The 18,508-nt window shown below is 29.5% G+C and carries 16 protein-coding genes; all 16 read left to right on the forward strand.

What is annotated here, in order from left to right; translation table 11 throughout:
- Positions 1 to 2: 2 nt before the first annotated feature.
- The 16 genes from F6464_RS09940 to F6464_RS10015 all read left to right on the forward strand — a co-directional run bounded on the left by F6464_RS09940 (position 3) and on the right by F6464_RS10015 (position 18,470).
- On the forward strand, positions 3 to 1,142 hold the full coding sequence (locus F6464_RS09940; RefSeq protein ID WP_151107654.1) for a glycosyltransferase family 4 protein: 1,140 nt from the start codon (positions 3 to 5) through the stop codon (positions 1,140 to 1,142).
- Positions 1,139 to 2,227 (forward strand): glycosyltransferase family 4 protein, encoded by a 1,089-nt coding sequence (locus F6464_RS09945; RefSeq protein WP_151107655.1) that lies wholly within the window; start codon positions 1,139 to 1,141, stop codon positions 2,225 to 2,227. The genes F6464_RS09940 and F6464_RS09945 overlap by 4 nt, the downstream gene beginning before the upstream one ends.
- Positions 2,214 to 3,329, forward strand: coding sequence for a glycosyltransferase (locus tag F6464_RS09950; protein WP_151107656.1), 1,116 nt, complete (start codon positions 2,214 to 2,216; stop codon positions 3,327 to 3,329). Before F6464_RS09945 ends, F6464_RS09950 begins: the two co-directional genes overlap by 14 nt.
- Positions 3,326 to 4,267, forward strand: a complete 942-nt coding sequence (locus F6464_RS09955) for a GNAT family N-acetyltransferase (protein WP_151107657.1) — start codon at positions 3,326 to 3,328, stop codon at positions 4,265 to 4,267. Before F6464_RS09950 ends, F6464_RS09955 begins: the two co-directional genes overlap by 4 nt.
- A gap of 105 nt (positions 4,268 to 4,372) precedes the next feature.
- Entirely contained in the window at positions 4,373 to 5,467 is a 1,095-nt protein-coding gene (locus F6464_RS09960; RefSeq protein WP_225318061.1) for a hypothetical protein, read from the forward strand.
- An 11-nt stretch (positions 5,468 to 5,478) separates the two neighbouring features.
- Positions 5,479 to 6,435, forward strand: coding sequence for a polysaccharide deacetylase family protein (locus F6464_RS09965; protein WP_151107659.1), 957 nt, complete (start codon positions 5,479 to 5,481; stop codon positions 6,433 to 6,435).
- A 33-nt stretch (positions 6,436 to 6,468) separates the two neighbouring features.
- Entirely contained in the window at positions 6,469 to 7,578 is a 1,110-nt protein-coding gene (locus tag F6464_RS09970; RefSeq protein WP_151107660.1) for a hypothetical protein, read from the forward strand.
- Positions 7,575 to 8,732, forward strand: coding sequence for a glycosyltransferase family 4 protein (locus F6464_RS09975; protein ID WP_151107661.1), 1,158 nt, complete (start codon positions 7,575 to 7,577; stop codon positions 8,730 to 8,732). Before F6464_RS09970 ends, F6464_RS09975 begins: the two co-directional genes overlap by 4 nt.
- A gap of 41 nt (positions 8,733 to 8,773) precedes the next feature.
- Complete coding sequence (locus F6464_RS09980; RefSeq protein ID WP_151107662.1) at positions 8,774 to 9,403, forward strand: sugar transferase; 630 nt, start codon at positions 8,774 to 8,776, stop codon at positions 9,401 to 9,403.
- The gene (locus F6464_RS09985; RefSeq protein WP_151107663.1) at positions 9,400 to 10,449 is read left to right on the forward strand and encodes an ATP-grasp domain-containing protein; all 1,050 of its coding nucleotides are present in this window, start codon (positions 9,400 to 9,402) and stop codon (positions 10,447 to 10,449) included. Before F6464_RS09980 ends, F6464_RS09985 begins: the two co-directional genes overlap by 4 nt.
- Positions 10,450 to 10,543: 94 nt before the next feature.
- Entirely contained in the window at positions 10,544 to 11,353 is an 810-nt protein-coding gene (locus F6464_RS09990) for an NAD-dependent epimerase/dehydratase family protein (RefSeq protein ID WP_151107664.1), read from the forward strand.
- 22 nt (positions 11,354 to 11,375) lie between these two features.
- Positions 11,376 to 11,936, forward strand: coding sequence for a sugar transferase (locus F6464_RS09995; RefSeq protein WP_151107665.1), 561 nt, complete (start codon positions 11,376 to 11,378; stop codon positions 11,934 to 11,936).
- A gap of 77 nt (positions 11,937 to 12,013) precedes the next feature.
- A complete protein-coding gene (locus F6464_RS10000) occupies positions 12,014 to 13,159 on the forward strand; it encodes a DegT/DnrJ/EryC1/StrS family aminotransferase (protein ID WP_151107666.1) in 1,146 nt (381 codons plus the stop codon).
- A gap of 43 nt (positions 13,160 to 13,202) precedes the next feature.
- Positions 13,203 to 15,182 (forward strand): polysaccharide biosynthesis protein, encoded by a 1,980-nt coding sequence (locus F6464_RS10005; RefSeq protein WP_317132237.1) that lies wholly within the window; start codon positions 13,203 to 13,205, stop codon positions 15,180 to 15,182.
- A gap of 114 nt (positions 15,183 to 15,296) precedes the next feature.
- The gene (locus F6464_RS10010) at positions 15,297 to 16,067 is read left to right on the forward strand and encodes a polysaccharide biosynthesis/export family protein (RefSeq protein ID WP_151107667.1); all 771 of its coding nucleotides are present in this window, start codon (positions 15,297 to 15,299) and stop codon (positions 16,065 to 16,067) included.
- Between the two features lie 6 nt (positions 16,068 to 16,073).
- Positions 16,074 to 18,470 carry a GumC family protein gene (locus F6464_RS10015; protein ID WP_151107668.1) on the forward strand — a complete coding sequence of 799 codons (2,397 nt, stop codon included), beginning with the start codon at positions 16,074 to 16,076 and terminating at the stop codon, positions 18,468 to 18,470.
- Positions 18,471 to 18,508 lie beyond the last annotated feature (38 nt).

Consider the following 18,508-nt stretch of genomic DNA (forward strand, 5'->3'; position numbering starts at 1 on the left):
ACATGCGAATACTATTAGTTATAGATTCTTTTTTTACAGGTGGAGCAGAATTTTCTACTTTGGAATTGTTCAGCTATTTAAAGGATATGGGAGAGGAAATCCTTATTTGTAAAACAAAAGAAATGCATCCTGAATACAATCCAGAATCATTTGGATTAGACAGTAAACTGATTAAAACTTTACCACAAAAAGGATTCTGGGAGAAAAGAAAGGCATTGCAACAAATTATTTTAGATTTTAACCCAGATTGTATTCATTCGGTATTGTTTAATTCCAATTTATTGGTTCGGTCTATTCGAGTTCTCGATAATTCCTTTGTGCATTTAGAAAGTTTAGTCAATCATACATATAGCGATAATCGTTTAAATGAACCTGGAGTTACAAAGTACAAATTAGAATTTTACAGATTTTTAGACATAATTACTAGTTCTTTCGGAACTAATCATTTTCATCCAAATGGGTATTCTGTGGCAGAACATTATCAAAAGAAACTTGGTATTTCTGCCAAAAAAATGACAGTGGTTCACAGGGGTAGAAAAGGAGAAAATTATGAAGTTGCTTCTTTATCTAAATCAGATTTTGGAATAGCTGAAAATCAATTGGTATTAATCAATGTGGCACGTCAAGAATATCAAAAAGGTCAAGATGTTTTGTTTGATGCCATTTCACTTCTTCAAAAAAATATAGTAGACAAAATCCATCTGTTAGTTGTTGGAAGAGAAGGTAAAGCAACTTTATCGTTACAAAAACAAGTTCAAGAAAAAGGGATAAGTTCTTATGTTTCTTTTTTAGGACACAGAACAGATATTCCTGCACTTCTAAACATGTCAGATATTTTTGTTTTTCCATCACGATTTGAAGGTTTGCCTGGAGTTTTGATTGAAGCTGAAGCTGCGAGTTTACCAATTATTTGTACGCATTTGTCTATGATGCTTGAAGTGGTAAAAGCGAATGAAAATGCTTTAACTTTTGAAATAAATAATGCAAGTCAATTAGCTTCGGCAATTGAAAAACTAGTAACGAAAGTTGATTTAAGAACTTGTTTCTCGAAAAAAAGCAAAGAAATTTTTAAAGAAAACTTTCAAATAGAGTCAGTACATCAAAAAATGTATGATTTGTATCAAAAACTAACTCATAAATGATTATTTTTCAACTGATTCAAAAGCCTCAAAAGCGAGGTGCAGAGATTTTCGCTGCTCAACTTTCGGAACAATTACAACAGCTAGGGCATAAAGTTATTTTAATCAGTTTATTTGAAGGAGTTTGCGATTTGCCTTTTTCAGGAAAAATTATTCATTTAAATAGACCTTTATCAAAACGCTGGTATGATTTTACTGCTTGGAAAAAATTAGCGCAATTAGTAAAAGAATACAAACCTGATTTAGTACAATGTAATGCTGGAGACACACTAAAATTTGCGGTTTTGTCTAAGCTAATATTTGGTTGGAAATCTTTGATAGTAGCTCGTAATGCAAGTACTGTTAGTGGTTACATAAAATCAAAGAGTACAAAGAAGATTAATGAATTTCTTTATTCTAAAACAGATGCAATTATTTCGGTTTCTGAATATTCCAAAAAAGATTTGAATCAATTATTTCCAGCTACCAAAAATAAAACAACTGTAATTCCTATAGGAGTAGAGAAGCAGGTTATTCATAAAGTTGATTGGAAAGAAGCTAATAACACTCCCTTTAATATCATTCATGTTGGTGGATTTACTTTCGAAAAAAATCATAAAGGGCTATTAGATATTTGGGAATTGTTTTTAAAAAAACAGCCTAATGCAATTCTTCATCTTTTTGGAGATGGTCTACTACGAAAAGAAATTGAGAAAATAGTAGAAGTTAAGAAGTTAGGGTCATCCATTCTTTTTTATGGTTGGGTCACTAATCCTTTAGATTATATAGCTAAAGCAGATGTACTAGTTTTACCAAGTATTATTGAAGGTTTACCGGGTGTTATTTTAGAAGCTATGTATTGTAAAACAGTAGTAGTTGCGAATAACGTAGGTGGTATTTCGGAGATTGTAAAGCCTAATGAAACTGGATTCTTAGCAGAAAAAGGGAATGAAGAAGAATTTGCATCACTAATGAAAAAAGCAATTGATTCAAATACTAATGATATTGCTAATCAAGCTTACAGTTTAGTTGAAGAAAATTTTAGTAATGAATACATAGTTCAACAATTTGAAAAGACCTATTTAAAAATAAGTAATGGAAAAAATTAAAATACTTCACATTATTAAATCACTAGGTCGCGGTGGAGCAGAAATGCTATTGCCTGAGACTTTGAAGCAGCATGATCAAGATCAATTTGAGTTTCATTATATCTATTTTTTACCTTGGAAAAATCAATTGGTTGAGTCTATTGAAAATGCAGGAGGGAAAGTAACCTGTTTTTCTGCTAAAAACAACATTCAACTCATTTTACATTTTACAAATATTATAAAATATTGCACCGAAAACCAAATACAACTTATTCATGCACACTTACCTTGGGCAGGTTTTGTTAGTAGGGCAGTTCATAAGTTAACGAATATTCCAGTCATTTATACAGAACATAATTTGCAGGAACGGTATCATTTTATAACAAAATATATCAATAAATGGACATTTAATTACCAAACCTTGGCTATTGGTGTTTCAGAAGATGTATTAAAGTCCATAATTAAAAATATTAATCCAAAAACAGCCTCTAAGACAGTATTAAATGGAGCGAATACTCAGCATTTTACAAGGTGTATGCCAGAAGAAAGAACTTCAATAAGAAACCAATTTAATATTCCTGAAAATGCAATAGTGGTAGGTACTGTGGCTGTATTTCGTTTTCAAAAACGTCTCGATAAATGGATGGAAATCATGAAAGCAGCTATCGATGTAAATCCTAATATATATGGAATAGTTATTGGAGCTGGGGTTTTAGAAGAGGAGATTAAAGCAAAGTATGTAGAATTAAATCTAGAATCAAAAGTTTTTTTTGCAGGATTACAAGCCAATGTAAAACCCTATTATGAGGTAATGGATGTTTTTATGATGTGCTCTTCTTTTGAAGGCTTGCCAATAGCACTACTTGAAGCTATGAGTATGAGTTGCGCAGTTGTCTCAACCAATGCAGGAGGAATTAAAGAAGTATTGCGGGATGAAATTGACGGACTTATAGTTGATGTAGATAATTGGCCAAAACTGTCTACACTAATTGTTGAATTAGCAGATAATCCAGCAAAAATGGCCCATTTACAATCAAAAGCTAGACTTAGAGTAGAAAGTTCTTTTAGTATTAATACTATGGTAAAACAATTAGAAACCATATATCTTTCATACAAATTATGACAATTAAAACTTCTGAAGTAAATGATATTTCTGCTATAGTTGATTTGTTGAAACTAAGTTTGGGAGAAAGCGTAGTAGAAAAAACTGCAAATATTTGGAATTTTAAACATGTTGACAACCCATTCGGACATTCTCAGGTATTAGTAGCTCTAGAAAATGAAGCATTTATTGGGGTTAGGGCTTTTATGAAATGGAATTGGCAATTAGGTAATCATGTTTGGACAGCTTATAGAGCAGTAGATACGGCTACTCATCCTGATTTTCAGGGAAAAGGAATTTTTAAGAGACTTACTTTAAAAGCTTTAGACGACGTTCAAGAAAATCAAGAAACTTTTGTTTTTAATACACCTAATGATAAAAGTCGACCTGGATATTTAAAAATGGGTTGGGTTATAGTTGATGCTTTGCCAATTACAATTGTACCAACAATAGGATATTTTTTTCAAAATATTTTCAAAAAAATGATTGTAAATACTAATAAAATTGAGGATAAAAGATTGCAAGAACTTTGTGAAATTCACAATAAAGTTTTATCAGAAAATAACGTCATCTTTACCCCAAAGTCAGCATCATATTTGAGATGGCGTTTTGAAAATAATCCAATGCAAAAATATAAAGTAGTATCTTCTAATGATTTCTATGTAGCGATGTACGTTAAAAAACGACGGCTTTTTAAGGAATTAAGAATAGTTGAAGTTATCAGTACAAATCAAAATTTAGTTGAAAATGAAATACGAAGTGTTATAGTTAATTATGCTTTCCAAAATCGATGCTGGATAATGACATTGGCAAATAAAAATTTATTTTACTTTAGATTACATGGTAAATTTGGTCCTAAATTTACTTTTAAAGCACTAACAAAAAATGACTCATTTATTAACAAAGCCTTAAACATTTACAATTGGAAGTATAGTTTAGGAGATTTAGAATTATTTTAGATGATAGACATTGATTTTGTTCTCACTTTAATTTTCTTATTTTTTGCAAACAATTTTATGCTAAATAATTTAGCAAAAAAATATTCGTTTTTTGATAAAAAATTAATGATGAAATTGTTATGGTATCATCTTTCTTTTTTCGTAATTTATTTTATTTACAGCCTTGTATATGGTACTGATGCTGGAATATATTACATAGAAGCCTCTTCAATTTGGGATGATTGGTTTATTAATTTTAGAACAGGTACTAAATTCATCAGTTTTTTTGCGGCTCCATTTATTCAGCTGGGACTTTCATATTCCTCGATGATGCTTGTTTTTGCTTGGATGGGTTATATTGGTTTTGTTTATGCTTATCTCTATTTTAAAGAAAACATTCCAATCAACGTAATTGTATTTGGACGATTTGATTTGCTTACATTACTCCTTTTCCTTCCTAATATGCATTTTTGGACAGCATCTTTAGGTAAAGGATCAATGATTTTTATGGGATTAATGCTTTTTACTTTTGCGGTAAAATATCCTCAAAAAAGAGTTATCCCTCTTATTATTGGAGGTTTTTTTATTTATATGGTTCGTCCCCACGTTATGCTTTTTGTCTTAGTTGGTGTAATGGTTGGAATATTGTTTGGTAAAGGAAAGACTAGTATTGGTATTAAACTTCTTGTAATAGTTGCTTCTTTAGGTTTTTTAGTAGCTGCAAGTAGTTCTATTTTAGCAGTAGCTAAATTAGAAAATTCTGAAAATGTAGTAGATGATTTTGAAGATTTTACTCAGGCAAGTGCTTCAAGGCTTGAAAGCTCTGCTGATTCAGGAGTATCAATGTCTAATTATGCTTTGCCCTTAAAATTGTTTACCTTCTGGTTTCGGCCATTATTTATTGATTCTCCTGGGTTAGTTGGACAATTTAGTTCGATAGAAAATTTAATTTATTTGTTGTTATTTGCTAAAATTATGAATATGCGTTTCGTTCGTTTTATTCTAAAAGCACCCTATATGGTAAAAATGTCTGCTATAGTTTTTTTATTGTCTTCATTTGCGTTAACCTTTGTTATGTCTAATTTAGGAATTATTATGAGACAAAAGTCTATGGTAATGTATTTTGGTTTTTTTGTAATTTACTATTTTTTAGGTTTAGAAAAATGGAAGTATTTGGAAAAAATGAAGCAAAAAAATATTTCCATACCAGAAGCAGTTTAAAAAAAATGTAAATGAAAAATGGAACACTAGTTATTTCTCTAGATTTTGAACTAATATGGGGTATATTTGATCATGCAGATATATTAAATAAAAAACAATATTTTGACAATACATTGAACGTAATTCCTGAAATTATAGAATGTTTTGACAAGAATGAAGTTCGTGCAACTTGGGCTACAGTGGGAATGCTTTTTAATGATAATTGGGAAGAATGGGTGGCAAATAGTCCAAACAATAAACCCACCTATCAAAACGAAAAATTAGATGCCTATGCCTACGGAGCAATGCATAGGAAATCAGGTTTAGATCGATTTTTTTTCGCCCCAAATTTAATTAAAGAGATTCAGCAGGCTAAAGGTCAAGAAGTAGGGACTCATACATATTCTCATTATTATTGTTTAGAATCAGGTCAAAATGAAGAACAATTTGCATCTGATATTGATATAGCGATTAAATTAGCTAGTAAATTCAACATTAATCTTAAGTCTCTTGTATTTCCCAGAAACCAATTTAATGAATCCTATTTAGCATGTTGTGCTCAAAAAGGATTAAGTTCTGTTCGTTCTAATCCAAATGTTTGGTATTGGAATACAATGGCTCCACAAACAATTGCAACAAAAGTTTTTCGAACCGCCGACGCTTACTTTCCACTAGGCACAAAATCATATGGAGCAGATAGTTTAATAAAAAATATTCCTTTATGTCAGCCCTCAAGTCGGTTTTTAAGACCACAACATACAATAGAGTTGATAAATTCATTACGATTGAATCGTATAAAAAATGAGATTATACAAGCTGCTCAAAAAGGTGAAGTGTATCATTTATGGTGGCATCCTCATAATTTTGGTATAGACCCTGAAGGGGCAATTAAAACATTAAAAGCAATTATAGAAGTGTACACCTATTGTAAAGATAATTTTGGAATGGAAAGTAAAACTATGCAAGAGTTACAGCTTGATGTTTCGTAATTTTATAAGAATTAATTATTTTATTTAACAAGTTTGAATAAAAAACACTTTATTTATTTGCCAACTTTATTTCAAAAACAATGGATATCAATTCTATTTATTTATCATTGTTTATTTATTTATTTTGCATACATAATTAGAATTGTTAGAGGTAAATCTGACGCTTTATTATATTGGGCTATAACTTTTGATATAGATAAATATTCATGGTTGTCATTTGCTAAATTTGGAACTCCATTTATTATTTTTATTAATTATCCTTTTATAAAATTAGGATTTCCCTTTTGGTTTGGATTTATACTTTATGGCTTAGTTGGTTTTTTGGGAGTTTTAATGTACATTAAATGGATTCATATTGTTTTGGGAACAAAATGGTTTATTCAAGGGTTTAATATGATTCCAGTTTTGTATTTTTTACCAAATTTACATTTTTGGACTTCAGGATTAGGAAAAGAACCTTTAGTTTTCTTCGGTTTAGCTTCTGTATTCTATGCATTTACAATAGAAGCATATAAATCATTTAGTTTTGTTGTAGGCGCTTTACTGATACTAATTATAAGACCACATGTGGCATTGATGTTGCTTTTATCTTGGGCTCTAGTTTATTTTTTCAAAAGAAAAATCTCGCTTAAAAAAAGGTTGTTATTTACTTTGATATATGTTTTAATTTTGTCATTTCTTTTATATATAGTTTTTAAAATGACCCATATTCGATATTGGGATTGGCAGCGGATTAATTATTTTAACGAGTATTCTATACATTCTTTTCGATTCTCAGGTTCTTATGTGCCAATGTTAGATTATAATTGGTTTTATAAGATGTTTTCTTTCTATTTCAGACCTTTATTTTATGATGCAAATTCAATTTTATCTCTTTTTTCAAGTCTAGAAAATGTTTTTGTTCTTAGTATTCATATTATTGGTTTGTACTTTATAGTAAGATTTAGAAATAAAATCATCTTTACAGAATGGTTAAAATGGATTTTAGTATTTACTCTAGTTTGTGGAATTCTTTACGTGGAGCGATACGCTAATTTAGGTATTTTTATGAGAACAAAAATGATGTTTCAGCCCTTTATCATAGTTGGTTTGCTTTTCATTATCAAACAAAGTTTTACGTTTCAGCGCTCTAAAATCATATGAAAGAAAAAATTATTCGTATCACTACGGTTCCAATTTCTTTAGAAAAATTACTCTCAGGGCAATTGCGTTTTATGAGTTCTTTTTATGATGTAATTGCTGTTTCTTCTGAGAAAGAGAATTTAGAAAAATTAGGTAAAGCTCAAGAAGTTCCTGTTTTTCATCTTGAAATGACAAGAAAAATAACGCCAATAAAAGATATAATAGCTGTTATTAAATTATTTTTATTCTTAAAAAAAACAAAACCATTAATAGTTCATTCTCATACTCCAAAAGCGGGAATTGTTGGTATGTTGGCGGCAAAATTAGCTGGAGTTCCTCACAGGTTGCATACCGTAGCAGGTTTGCCATTGTTAGAAGTTACAGGTTTAAAAAGGAAACTATTAAATGTGGTAGAAAAATTCACTTATGCTTGTGCTAACAAAGTGTACCCAAATTCTTTTGGATTAAGAGATATTATAATTGAAAATAATTTTTGTGAACCAGAAAAACTAAAAGTTTTGGCCAATGGAAGTTCCAACGGAATTGACACTTCTTATTTTAACTCTGAATTGTTTTCAGTAAATCAAAATTTGAATCTAAAAAACGAATTAGGAATTCATCCAGACGATTTTGTTTTTGTTTTTGTAGGGCGTTTAGTTCGTGATAAAGGTATTAATGAAATGGTTCTTGCTTTCGAACTGTTGCAAAAAGAAAATGCTAAAATAAAATTACTTTTAGTTGGCGATTATGAAAATGATTTAGACCCACTATCAAGCACAACAGTCAATAGCATAAATACAAATAATTCTATACTTGCTGTGGGTTTTAAAAATGATGTTAGACCTTATTTTGCAATTGCAAATACACTTGTTTTTCCTAGTTATCGGGAAGGTTTTCCTAATGTTGTGATGCAGGCTGGAGCCATGAATTTGCCATGTATAGTCTCAAATATTAACGGTTGCAATGAAATAATAATAGAAAAAGAGAATGGATTTATAATTCCAGTAAAAAATGACTTAGCCATTTTTGAAGCCATGAAAAAAATCTTGTCAAATACTTTATTAACTACAAAAATGAAAACGAATTCACGGGCAATGATTGTTTCTAGATACGAACAAAAGGTTGTTTGGGATGCCATTCTTTCAGAATATCGTACTTTTGATCCAAGAATTTAAATGCGAATTATATTTGCCAATGAAAAATAATTTACAACGAAATGTATAAATCAATAGTTAAACCATTTTTCGATTTTAGTATAGCATTTCTTGGATTTGTAATATTGTCTCCTGTTTTTTTAGCAGTAACTTTTTTATTGTTTATAGCTAATAATGGGAAACCTTTTTTCTTTCAATTGCGTCCCGGTAAAAATGGTAATATTTTTAAAATCGTTAAGTTTAAAACCATGAACGATAAAAAAGATAAAAAAGGTAATTTGCTTTCAGACGCAGAAAGACTTACAAAAGTAGGTTCATTTGTTAGAAAGACTTCTTTAGATGAAATACCTCAATTGCTGAATGTAATAAAAGGCGAAATGAGTTTAATAGGGCCACGACCTTTACTGCCAAGTTATTTAGAAATATATAGTGATTTTGAAAATAGGCGTCATGAAGTTAAACCTGGAATTACAGGTTGGGCTCAAGTTAATGGGAGAAATACCATCTCATGGGATGAAAAATTTGAATACGATGTTTGGTATGTTGATCATGTGTCAGTTGTGTTGGATTTGAAAATACTCTTTATCACTATAAAAAAAGTACTCATTAGAGAAGGAATAAGTAATAATGATGGACACATAAGTATGCCAGCATTTACAGAATATTATGAAGAAAAAAATAAAAAACCATGATTAAAAACGTTTTGGTAACAGGTGCTGGTGCTTTATTAGGGCAAGGTATTTTACGATTATTACAAATATCAGATTTTCCAAAGAAAATATTTACTGCCGATCCTGACCCAAGGTCTTCTGGACATTGGTTAGGAGATTATGCATTAACTTTGCCTAAAGTTAACGAAGACAATTATAGTAAAGTTGTAGAAGAAATTATCGTTAAATATAAGATAGATGCTGTATTGGTAGGTACAGATGTTGAATTACCCTTTTTTGCAAAACATAAAGATATTTTTTTAAAAAAATACAATTGTAAAGTTGTGGTAAGTAGTGAAGAAGTTATTACTATTGCGAATAATAAATTTTTAACTTCCTCTTTTTTGGAGGAAAATAATTTTCCATATCCATTTTCTGTAATGGCAAACAACAAAAGCAAACTGCTAGAAATTGAAGAAAAGTTGGGGTTTCCATTATTTGCAAAACCATTTGATGGTGCTCGATCATTAGGAATTATGAAGATAGAAAATCATGAAGAATTAATGGCTATTTACCATCCAGAAAGTAATTTGGTGGTTCAACAATTTTTGTCAGAATCAGAGGGTGAGTTTACCTCAGGGTGTATAGTTGTAGATGGTAAGTGTAAAGCAATTGTTACACTGAAACGTGATTTAAGAGACGGCAATACCTATAGAGCCTATATTGATGAGGAAACGTCAAAATATGATTCATTTATAATTCCAATTGCCGAAAAGTTAAATCCAGATGGACCCGTAAATTTTCAATTTCGAATTTTTAATGGCAAGCCTGTTATTTTTGAAATTAATGGACGTTTCAGCGGAACAACTCCATTAAGACATTTCTTCGGGTTTAATGAAGTAGAAGAGTTGTTGAAATACTATTTTTTTGGAACAGAAATTAACAAACCAATACTCAAAAACGGTTTAGTTTTAAGGACTTGGTCAGATGTTTTTGTAGACGAAAAAGAATTCAATACTCTTAAAAAAGAAGGAGAATATGAGAACTTAAAACCTGATTTTTATAATTTTAGTCTAAAAAATAGGTAATGAAATCGCCATTAACAAGTAGTTTACGTAAGTATACACCTTTAAATTATTAAGCGATACCATATATGACCACTAATAAATAATTTTTACATATATGAAAACAGCCGTAGTTGTTGGTGCAAATGGTTTTCTAGGAAGTGCTTTAGTGGATAAACTTTTATCTCAAAACCATAATGTTGTTGCAATTTATAATTCAAGTTTCAATAAAATAAATAAGTTAGCAACTATTTATACAAAGACTCAACTTTTTGAATCAGAAATTCTGCCTGATTATATATACTATCTGCCAGGAAATTACTCTCTAACTCATCATGAAATGTTACAACTAAATGATGATTTGTATCAATATTCATTAAAGTTTGCAAACTCAAAAATGGTGTACATATCGAGTACTAATGTTTATGGTAATTCCGATGAAATTATAACAGAGGATTCCGTTTTCAATAATCCTGGCTTATATGCGCTTTCAAAATTATCTGGAGAATTTATTGTAAGCGCCATGAAACATTTTTCGATTTTAAGATTGACTTATGTCTATGGACCTGGGATTGCTAATAAATCATTTATCCCTCAAATCATCGATGCTGCGAGAAATAATAAAAAAATAACTTTATTCGGAAAAGGAGAAAGAAAACAAGATTACATATATATTGATGATGCAGTAAGTCTATGTATTGCATGTTTACAAAGCCATGATAATAATCGATATCTTGGTGCGACAGGAATTTCAGTTTCAAATAAAGAAATTGCTGAGGAAATAAGAAAGCATACAGGAAGCTCTATAGAATTTATTGGTGATGAAACAGGGAAATCATTTTTTTTCAATCCAATAAAAACTTTTAAAGAGCTAAATTGGTCTCCTCAAACAGCAATTTCTAAGGGAATAAAACTAATGTTGTCCTAAATTCTATTAAGAAAATAAATCAATGCCAAAGCGTATTTTTGACATAGTGTTTTCTTTTGTAGCATTATTACTATTTATATTTCCTTTACTATTATTATTTATTTTTTGTAGTTTAGATACCAATTCAAATGGCATTTTCATTCAAGAAAGAGTCGGTCAATTTGGTAACTTTTTTAAAATGTTTAAATTAAAAACAATCAGATGTGATGATAGTATTTCATTATATGGGTCGTTTTTAAGAAAATTTAAAATAGATGAATTACCGCAATTTTGGAATGTATTTAAAGGAGACATGAGCATTGTAGGGCCACGTCCTGATATTTCAGGATATTACGATTTATTAGTGGGTAATGAAAGAGACATATTAAAGTTAAAACCAGGAATAACAAGTGTAGCCTCATTAAAGTATGTAAATGAAGAAGCTATTTTACAGCAACAAATTAATCCAAAAAAATATAATGATGAGGTTATTTTTAGAGATAAAGTAAAAATGAATTTAGATTATTATCATAATAATTCATTGACAATAGATTTAATGATTGTTTTTAAGACAATCAAGAAAATAATTTTCGTTAATTTGTAAAAATTGGATATTGTAAAAATGGCTTATTTTATCCGAGCTTTTTTTAAATAGCTTAATAATTTTTTTTAAACATTAAAATGAATAATTCCAAAATTTGGCTTTCATCACCTCACATGGGGGGAAATGAACAGAAATATGTAAATGAAGCATTTGAAACCAATTGGGTTGCGCCTTTAGGGCCCAACGTAACTGGTTTTGAACGAGATTTAGAACAATATATCAATGAAAACGGTCATGTAGCAGCTTTAAGTTCTGGGACTGCAGCTATTCATTTAGGATTGGTTTTATTAGGAGTAAAGTTAGGAGATGAAGTAATTTGTCAAAGCTTTACATTTTCAGCTTCAGCTAATCCAATATTGTATCAAGGTGCAATTCCAATATTTATTGATAGTGAATATGAAACATGGAATATGTGTCCAAAAGCTTTAGAAGAAGCTATAATAGACAGAATTTCAAAAGGCAAAAAACCGAAAGCTATTATTGCAGTTCATCTTTACGGAATGCCTTTTAAGGTTGATGAGATTAAAGTGGTAGCAAATAAATATGAAATACCAATTATTGAGGATAGTGCTGAGGCTTTAGGTAGTTCATACAAGGGTAGAAAATGTGGAACTTTTGGAGATATTGGTGTTTTGTCGTTTAATGGTAATAAAATAATAACAACTTCAGGGGGTGGGGCTTTAGTTGCCTCTTCAAAAGAATTAAAAGAAAAAGCCGTTTTTTTTGCAACTCAGTCACGAGACAATGCACCTCATTACCAGCATTCTGAGATAGGTTATAATTATAGATTAAGCAATATTTGTGCAGGAATAGGAAGAGGACAAATGGAAGTGTTAGACAAACATGTTTCATTAAGAAGAGAGATGCATGATTTTTATGCAAATTATTTTGCTAATAATGATGGAATTAAGGTGTTAAGCGAGCCTAATTCAGATTATTTCTCTAATCATTGGTTGAGCGCGATTTTAGTTGATCCAAATAAAAACAATGGAAAAACAAGAGAAGATTTAAGACTAGCTTTTGAAAACGCGAACATAGAATCTAGACCTTTATGGAAACCAATGCATTTGCAACCCATTTTTGAAAAGTACCCTTATTATGGAGAAAAAGTGGCACAAGAATTGTTTGAAAATGGTCTGTGCCTTCCTTCTGGATCTAATCTAGAAAATGAGGATAAAAAGAGAATTCGACAAACATTGAATGTTTTCTTTAAAATTGATTAATTAATTTGGAATAAAATGCTATTTTTAGCTAAATTTAACTCTATTGGATAATACTACTAAATCAAATTCAATTTTTGAAACAGCAAAAGAGAGCTTTTTTAAAAAGAGATTCAACAACTTTGGATATTTACCAAGATGGATAATTTATGGAATAGATGTAGCTATTGTTTTTTTTGCTATTGTTATTACCCATTTAATTATTACAAGCCTTAATGTCAAGTTTTATGATAATCGCAACTTTAGTTTAAGTTATTTGATAATCGTTTTTGTTAATGCTATGTTTTTTCTGTTTTACAGAACATATGCAGGAATAATAAGGCATTCTACTTTTATTGATGGGGTAAAATTACTAGTGTCAACTACAGCTTCTTACTTTGTTTTGTTATTCATTAATTATTCATGGTTTTTTGTTTTTGGAGATAAAATATTTTTAACTACAGGTCTATTTATTAGCTATATAATTTCTTTTATTCTTTTATTTTTATTTCGAATAGTTGTTAAACTTTTTTTTCAAAGGTTTATGAATTTTGAAGATAAAAAGAAATTGACTAATGCAATAATCTATGGTTCTGATGCAAATGCAATTTCAGTAGCAAATGCTTTAAGAACCGAAAAACCGAGACGATTTAAGTTATTAGGTTTTATTGATAAATTTAGCAACAATAAAACAGGAAAGAGAATTTTGAATCTTCCTATTCTTAATCAAAATAAAAGTATTCATGTAATATTAAGGTCGATGAAAGCAGACTCTTTGATTATTGCTGAAAAAAGTTTGACCAAAGAAGAAATTGTGGCTATTGTTGAAGAATGCCTAGAGTACAATTTTAAAGTATTCACAGTTCCTTTAATTACAGATTGGGAAGATGAAAAGCAAATTTCTAATAAAGTCAAAAGCTTTGAAATAGAGGATTTGCTAGAAAGAAAACCTATTGTCTTAGATACAAATACAATATCTTCACAATTAAATGATAAAACTATTCTAATCACTGGAGCAGCCGGCTCAATTGGAAGTGAAATTACAAGACAGATTTTAAGTTTTAAACCTGCTAAAATTATTATTTTAGATCAGGCAGAAACGCCACTACATAGTTTAAGTCTAGAAATAGATGCAATGAATGAGGACATTAAAATAAGATCGGTGTTGGCTGATGTTAGAAATAGTAGAGCTTTAGAAATGGTATTTATCAAATATAAACCAGATATAGTTTACCATGCTGCAGCTTATAAACACGTTCCACTAATGGAAGAGAATCCTTCTCAAGCTATATATACCAACGTATTAGGGACAAAAAATTTAGCCGATTTATCAGTAAAATATAAAGTCGAACGATTTGTAATGGTTTCAACGGATAAAGCCGTAAATCCTAGTAGCGTCATGGGCGCTAGCAAACGGATTGCAGAAAAATATGTTCAAACACTTCAGGATAAATTAGATAAAGAACAAGAAAGTCAAATAAGTGATACCAAATTTATAACTACTAGATTTGGGAATGTGCTAGGGTCGAATGGTTCAATTGTTCCTTTGTTTGCCAAACAAATTCAAGAGGGAGGACCATTAACCATAACCCATCCAGAAATCATACGTTATTTTATGACGATTCCAGAGGCGTGTCAATTAGTATTAGAAGCAGGAACAATGGGTAATGGAGGAGAAATTTTTATTTTTGATATGGGACAACCAGTTAAAATTATTGATTTAGCCAAAAAAATGATTCGATTAGCTGGTTTTACCCCTGATAAAGAAATTGAAATTAAAATTATAGGTTTACGACCTGGAGAAAAGCTCTTTGAAGAATTGCTAAATGATACTTCAAAAACCCTCCCAACTCATAATGAAAAAATATTAATTGCTCAAGAAGTCCATGATGATTACCAATTGATAAATGATACAGTTATGGTTTTATTAGATAAAGTTCAAATCTTTTCTGACGAAGAAATAGTTATTGAAATGAAAAAAATTGTACCTGAATTTAGAAGTATGAATTCTAGATATGTTGCTTTTGATTTAGATGTCAAATTGTAAAGCCTTAACAATATATTAAAAAAAATTGTAAATTATAAATTGTAGATTTGCAGTCTTTAAAATAATTTAAGTTTATAAATATTTATAATCCGAGTAAAAACAAATTTTTACAGCATGAATAAAGCAGTAATAAAATCAATATTTTATTTTATTTTTTTAGTAGTAACACTTCAATCTTGCAAGTCTATAATTACCACTAGAAAAGAAGTAGAGTATTTTAATGACATACAAATAGGTTCTCAGGATAAAATCAATTATTATCAAAATAAAATTCAAATAGATGATATTTTAAGCATTAAAGTTGGAGAATTAATTCCTGAAGCTGTAGAGCCTTTTAATACCCCAATTTCGCTAGAGTCGGCTCAACTTAATGGATATTTAGTTTCTTTTGAAGGAAAGGTAGTTTTTCCTAGATTAGGATCAATTTCTGTTGCTGGAAAAACCACTACTGAAGTTGAAGGAATTATTAATAAATTACTGATTGATAAAGGATTCGTTAATGATCCAACTGTAAGTGTAAGAATAATTAATGCTAGAGTTACAGTAATAGGTCCAGTCGGGAACAATTCTGCTGGAGGTACAGTATCTTTTGGAGGAAACAATAATTTAACTATATTACAAGCTATAGGCAATATATTACCATCAGGAATAAAAAACGACATCGTTTTGATAAGAGAAGAGAATGGAATAAGGACCTATAGAAAGTTAGATATAACAAAAATAGATTTGATAAATAGCCCATACTACTATTTAAAGCAAAACGACGTAATTTATGTAAAGCCTAATGGACCAGCAGTATTACAATCAGGATGGTTAACAAGTATAACTTCGATACTGGGTATTATTTCTTCTGCTTTTGTAGTATATCTTTTATTTACACGTTAATTGAATATGGAAAATTTTGAATTTGAAAGCCAAGCGAGCACAAATGATTTTGATATACTTGGAGAAATAAATAAATACTTAAAGTATTGGTATTTATTTGTGATTTCAACTCTAGTTTTTTTTATTGCAGCTAAAATTTATTTAAGATATACAACCCCTATTTATGAGTCTTATTCTGAAATTAAGATTTTAGATAATACTTCCTCAGCATTCAAATTACCAGATAATATGATATCCATATTTGGAGGAAAAAGCAGTAAACGTGGTTTAGATAACGAAATAGAGATGATTAAGTCCTATCAGTTAATGGAACGTGTAGTTAAAAATTTAGACCTAACAACACGATATTACAGAGTAGGGTATTTTACTACTAATGAATTATGGAAAACTCAACCATTTTCTGTTAAATGGTTAAATTCATCTAAACAATTAGAATCTAAATCATTACGATTTAATGTCGAGATTATTAATAATGGATTCAAAATAATTGGAGACAATAAATATGAAACTTCGAAGCCAATTAGATTCAATTCAGTTCATATTATTTCAGGAATTCCTTTTAAAATTTTACCAAATTCAGGATTGAATATAAAGGAATATATTGGTAAACAATTTGTGTTTGAACTAGCCCCATTACGTCAAACGGCACTAAGTCTTAGTGGAGGGATTAATATAAAAAGTGTTGCTAACCAAAGTGATATATTAGGTCTTACATTAACTGGAACAAATATTGATAAGGTTGAAGCAACTCTAGACGAAATTGTAAAACAATTTGACTTAGATGGGATTAGAGATAGGCAATTAGTCTCACAACGAACTATAGATTTTGTTAATAATAGATTCAATTATTTAGGAAGTCAACTCGATTCCATTGAGAACGATAAAGAGAAATACAAACGTGAGAATGGATTAACTAATGTTGATACAGATATAACATCTGCAGCAAAAAACATAGAATCCTCAAAATCACTTATCACAGAAATACAAAATCAAATAGAATTAACAAAATATATCGAGCAATCATTAAAAACACATAAAAAATTTGAATCATTTCCATTAGAGATGGGTATTTCTAATACTATTATTAATCAATTATTTGGTAATTATAATGTTTTAGTTACAGAAAGGGAAAGACTTTTATTTAGTGCAGGAGAAAATAATCCAAAAATAAAGATTATTAATGAACAATTAGATGTACTTAAAAAGGATATGTTTAAATCTATAAAAAACTATCAAGATGAATTGGCAGTTTCACTAGCAAAAAATAATCTTTTATATCAACAATATTTAGATAAATTTAATAAAATTCCATTATATGAAAAATTTATTAGGAGTATAGAAAGACAACAAAGTATAAAAGAGGCATTGTATATTCTTTTATTACAAAAAAGAGAAGAAGCAGCTATAAACGTAGCTGTTACTGGACCTTCTATAAAAGTGGTTGATTTTGCCTCGTCAAATACAAATGCGATTTCTCCTAAAAAGGATTTAATTTATTTAGGCTCTTTAATAATTGGATTATTGATACCCTTTCTATTTGTATTTGTTAAAAATTTCTTAGATAATAAAATTCATAATAAACAAGAGTTATTAAAAATAGTTCGGGACATTCCAATTGTATCTGAAGTTCCTTTTATTGGAGATGATTTAAAAGTAATGTTAGACAATGATAGATCTGTACTTGCTGAATCTTTCAGAATTTTAAGAACAAATATTGGATATTTGTTGCCACTAAGAATTGATAAAACAGCTCCGGTTCTATTTGTAACATCAACAATTAAAGGTGAGGGTAAGACTTTTACTTCAATAAATTTAGGAATGGCTTTTGCTACTTTAGGTAAAAAAGTTTTGGTTGTAGGTGCGGATTTAAGAAACCCTCAGTTTCATAATTATACTGATATGGATAAAAACCATATTGGTCTTTCTAATTATTTGTACGATACATCAATTGACTGGAGAAGCTTAAAAGTGACTGAAAAATTTGACAGTCCTGAACTTGATTTGATTTTTTCAGGAATTATACCACCTAATCCTGCTGAACTTTTGTCTAATGGACGTTTAGAGTTATTATTAAGCGAAGCTAAAAAAGAATACGACTATATAGTAATTGATACTGCACCAACATTGTTGGTTACCGACTCACTTACAATATCTCAATTTGCCGATGTTACTTTATTTGTAGTACGAGCAGATTTTACAGAAAAGAAGTTGTTGCAATATTCTCTTGAATTGAAACAGAAAGGGAAACTGAAAAACTTAGCTTATATTTTAAATAACGTTGGAGTTAATTTAAGTTATAGGTATAAGTATGGATATGGCTATGGGTATGGATACGGATATGGAGAAGATGTATTTAAAAAATCTAAAATTAAAGAATTTTTAAATAAAAAATTTAATATCTAGTTTGAGATTAATGTTTTAAATAAACATATAAACTTGTA

The organism is Flavobacterium luteum (assembly GCF_008806775.1).
Classification (GTDB): Bacteria; Bacteroidota; Bacteroidia; order Flavobacteriales; family Flavobacteriaceae; genus Flavobacterium; species Flavobacterium luteum.

Coding starts and splice junctions, on each gene's coding strand:
- F6464_RS09945 (WP_151107655.1), top strand. CDS start 1,139: ATGATTATTTTTCAACTGATTCAAAAGCCTCAAAAGCGAGGTGCAGAG.
- F6464_RS10010 (WP_151107667.1), top strand. CDS start 15,297: ATGAATAAAGCAGTAATAAAATCAATATTTTATTTTATTTTTTTAGTA.
- F6464_RS09960 (WP_225318061.1), top strand. CDS start 4,373: ATGATGAAATTGTTATGGTATCATCTTTCTTTTTTCGTAATTTATTTT.
- F6464_RS09995 (WP_151107665.1), top strand. CDS start 11,376: ATGCCAAAGCGTATTTTTGACATAGTGTTTTCTTTTGTAGCATTATTA.
- F6464_RS09975 (WP_151107661.1), top strand. CDS start 7,575: ATGAAAGAAAAAATTATTCGTATCACTACGGTTCCAATTTCTTTAGAA.
- F6464_RS09980 (WP_151107662.1), top strand. CDS start 8,774: ATGTATAAATCAATAGTTAAACCATTTTTCGATTTTAGTATAGCATTT.
- F6464_RS09985 (WP_151107663.1), top strand. CDS start 9,400: ATGATTAAAAACGTTTTGGTAACAGGTGCTGGTGCTTTATTAGGGCAA.
- F6464_RS09940 (WP_151107654.1), top strand. CDS start 3: ATGCGAATACTATTAGTTATAGATTCTTTTTTTACAGGTGGAGCAGAA.
- F6464_RS09950 (WP_151107656.1), top strand. CDS start 2,214: ATGGAAAAAATTAAAATACTTCACATTATTAAATCACTAGGTCGCGGT.
- F6464_RS09965 (WP_151107659.1), top strand. CDS start 5,479: ATGAAAAATGGAACACTAGTTATTTCTCTAGATTTTGAACTAATATGG.
- F6464_RS10000 (WP_151107666.1), top strand. CDS start 12,014: ATGAATAATTCCAAAATTTGGCTTTCATCACCTCACATGGGGGGAAAT.
- F6464_RS09990 (WP_151107664.1), top strand. CDS start 10,544: ATGAAAACAGCCGTAGTTGTTGGTGCAAATGGTTTTCTAGGAAGTGCT.
- F6464_RS10015 (WP_151107668.1), top strand. CDS start 16,074: ATGGAAAATTTTGAATTTGAAAGCCAAGCGAGCACAAATGATTTTGAT.
- F6464_RS09955 (WP_151107657.1), top strand. CDS start 3,326: ATGACAATTAAAACTTCTGAAGTAAATGATATTTCTGCTATAGTTGAT.